The sequence below is a fragment of the Clostridium gallinarum genome, assembly GCF_014836325.1.
GTDB lineage: Bacteria > Bacillota > Clostridia > Clostridiales > Clostridiaceae > Clostridium > Clostridium gallinarum.
In genome coordinates, this window is record NZ_JACSQZ010000137.1 from 1 (window position 1) to 736 (window position 736).

At 34.5% G+C, this 736-nt stretch carries 1 protein-coding gene; it reads right to left on the reverse strand.

What is annotated here, in order from left to right; genetic code table 11:
• Window positions 1-134 precede the first annotated feature (134 nt).
• On the reverse strand, window positions 135-611 hold the full coding sequence (gene tnpA, locus H9660_RS16145) for an IS200/IS605 family transposase (protein ID WP_191751391.1): 477 nt from the start codon (window positions 609-611) through the stop codon (window positions 135-137).
• Window positions 612-736: the final 125 nt, after the last annotated feature.

Here is a 736-nt window from a genome sequence, read left to right on the forward strand (position 1 = left end):
AGTCATGTACCACCAGCTTAGCTGGTGGCTTGATTAAGCCCTATAAGGGCATGATACTGGCGGCACTACTCGTGCTCTGAAAAAACTGCCAATCGCAAAACATTTACAGCTACCACCCTCGTCGGGTGGTTTTGTTATTTGCTACCTTTTACCGGCGCTCCCGTAAACGGGTCGATATACTCTTTCATACTTATCTGCTCTGCTATTTGATCTTCTTGAATTTGATTTTGTATATACTTTGTAATTGCAGCTTTATTTCTTCCTACAGTATCAACATAATATCCTCTACACCAAAAATGTCTATTTCCATATTTATATTTCAAGTGAGCAAATCTATCAAAAATCATCAGACTACTTTTACCTTTTAATATTCCCATAAATTTTGATACACTCATTTTTGGTGGAATAGTAACTAACATATGTATATGATCCGGACAAGCATTCGCTTCGATTATTTCTACCCCATTTCTTATACATATTGTTCTTAATATTTTTCCTATTTCGGCTTTATATTTACCATATATTATTTGTCTTCTATATTTCGGTGCAAATACTATATGATATTGACACCTCCATTTTGTATGTGATAAGCTTTCTATGTCGTTACTCATACGACACACCTCCTATGATTTATTTGTTTTACGATTGTCAGTCGTTAACATTATATCATAGGAGTTTTTTTGTTCAGAGCTTAAGCCTTTTTAACCACTAGCAGTACTAGTGGTTTTCTATACAA

Bases quoted from the DNA above. Each gene is read 5' to 3' on its own strand.
- tnpA (WP_191751391.1), bottom strand. From the start codon at position 611: ATGAGTAACGACATAGAAAGCTTATCACATACAAAATGGAGGTGTCAA.